General features: G+C 38.4%; 2 protein-coding genes. Both read left to right on the top strand.

Annotated features, from left to right (window positions below; all coding sequences use genetic code 11):
* Nucleotides 1–35: 35 nt before the first annotated feature.
* Nucleotides 36–575, top strand: coding sequence for a hypothetical protein (locus tag QZ334_RS08050; RefSeq protein ID WP_295233505.1), 540 nt, complete (start codon nucleotides 36–38; stop codon nucleotides 573–575).
* 357 nt (nucleotides 576–932) lie between these two features.
* Complete coding sequence (locus QZ334_RS08045; RefSeq protein WP_295233502.1) at nucleotides 933–2120, top strand: MBL fold metallo-hydrolase; 1188 nt, start codon at nucleotides 933–935, stop codon at nucleotides 2118–2120.
* Nucleotides 2121–2217 lie beyond the last annotated feature (97 nt).

The raw sequence follows: 2217 nt of genomic DNA, 5'->3' as shown, positions 1-2217 counted from the left end.
GATGTAGATGTAAGCGATTCTCTCAGGAGGCCTTTATGAATTCTTCGATGTATCGAAATTTAACGATTACCGCATTGTTGATGGCGTTAGCCATCATGATTCCTATTGTGATGCCTTTGAAAGTCGTCATACCGCCGGCTTCGTATACGTTGGCCAGTCACGTGCCTATATTCCTGGCTATGTTCTTGTCTCGTAAAATGGCGGCTTGTGTCGTAATAGGTTCTACCCTAGGCTTCTTCGTAGCAGGCTTCCCGCTTGTCATTGTTATGCGCGCTGCTTCTCATATGATATTTGCCTTGATGGGGGCGTACTATATTAAACATCATCCTGCTGTACTAACAGGGGGATTGTCTTTTACGGCTTTCAACATCGTTTGTGGTATTATTCATGCCATCGGTGAAGTACTTGCATGCCTCTTGTTCTATACTACGACTACAATGCCGAATATCGATCTTATCTACGTTGTATTTGTCCTTGTAGGTGGCGGTACCATCATTCATAGCATGGTTGATGGATATATTGCGTTATATATCTATAAAGCTATCCCTGGATTATCTAAGACAGGTAATAATTAGCTCATACTTAGATTATCTAAGCTCGGCAATACATAATGAGTTCGTATTCTAGATTGTCTAAATCGGGTAATAAGTAATCAGCCCTTATTATTACATACATTCATAACCACTCATGGGAAATCAATGTGTACTAATGTACAGCATATGATTTCCTATGAGTGGTTTTTTAGAATAATTATCAAATCTGTACCTACAGATACAGACTTAACTATGCGATATGGTTATAATAAAACCATAGTTAATGACCGAGTTGTGATATATGCATAGGTATATAGATAGGTACATATACACAGATGCCACATAGGCCATACATATTGTTAATTGTGAAAGACTTTCACAAGAATTATGGAGGTTATTATGAGAAAGCATATAAAAAATAACGTATCTTGGGTTGGTAAAATTGATTGGGAATTACAAGAATTCCACGGCTCTGATTACAGTATTAATAATGGATCTAGCCAAAACGCGTACTTGATTGAAGAAGAAAAAACCGTCCTCATCGATACCGTATGGAAACCTCATTCCTCAGAGTTTATAGACAATTTGGAATCTGAAATTGATTTAAACAAGATTGATTTTATCGTATGTAATCACGGCGAAGTTGATCATAGCGGTTCCTTGCCAGCTTTGATGGAAAAAATTCCAAATACGCCGATTTATTGTACAGAAAATGCTGTTAAATCCTTGGTTGGTCAATACCATCATCCAGAATGGAATTTTAAAACTGTGAAGACAGGTGATTCCGTAGATATCGGCAACGGTAAATCTTTGGTATTCGTAGAAATGCGCATGCTTCACTGGCCGGATTCTATGGCGACATATATGACTGGCGACAATATCTTGTTCTCCAACGATGCCTTTGGTCAACATTTCGCCGTAGAAGAATTGTGGGCCGATAAGGCTGATCAATGCCGTTTATGGGCAGAAGCAATGAAATATTACGCTAATATTTTGAACCCATTCTCTCCATTGGTAAAAGCTAAGGTTGAAGAGATTCAAAAGCTCAACTTGCCAATCGATATCATCGCTACAAGTCATGGTGCTATTTGGCGTGAAAATCCATTGCAAATCGTAGAGAAGTACTATGAATGGTCTCAAGCATACCAAGAAGATCAAATCACAGTGGTGTACGATACTATGTGGGATGGTACGAAGAAATTGGCTCATAAAATTGCTGATGAAATTGCAAAACAATCTCCTGATACACGAGTTAAGATCTTTAATATCAGTAAAACCAATAAAAATGATATTATGACAGAGGTATTCAAGTCTAAAGCCATTGCTGTTGGCTCGCCAACAGTAGGGAATAGCGTAATCTCTTCTGTGGCAGGCTGGCTTGACTTCTTACGCGAGTTGAAGTTCAAGAATAAAAAGGCCGCTGTATTTGGTACCTATGGTTGGTCTGGTGAATCCACTAAGGTATTGCGTGAAGAATTAACTAAATATGGATTCGCTGTTGTTGAACCAGAAATTAAATGTAACTGGAACCCAGATACAGATGACTTTGGCAAAGCAGAAGAACTTGTAAAAGCCTTATTGGCTTAATATATAAAAAGCTCCTAACGTTCATAGAACGTAGGAGTTTTTTAGCTTTTAGGGTGGGGATGGAAAGAATATTGACGATGTACATATAGAGTAAGAC

It is taken from the genome of Veillonella sp. (genome assembly GCF_019414865.1).
GTDB lineage: Bacteria > Bacillota > Negativicutes > Veillonellales > Veillonellaceae > Veillonella.
The sequence above is the reverse complement of the archived record's forward strand: the minus strand, read 5'-3'. Positions and strand labels throughout refer to the sequence as shown.

What these genes read in the sequence shown, in the direction of transcription:
- QZ334_RS08050 (WP_295233505.1), top strand. Translation starts at nt 36, where the DNA reads ATGAATTCTTCGATGTATCGAAATTTAACGATTACCGCATTGTTGATG.
- QZ334_RS08045 (WP_295233502.1), top strand. Translation starts at nt 933, where the DNA reads ATGAGAAAGCATATAAAAAATAACGTATCTTGGGTTGGTAAAATTGAT.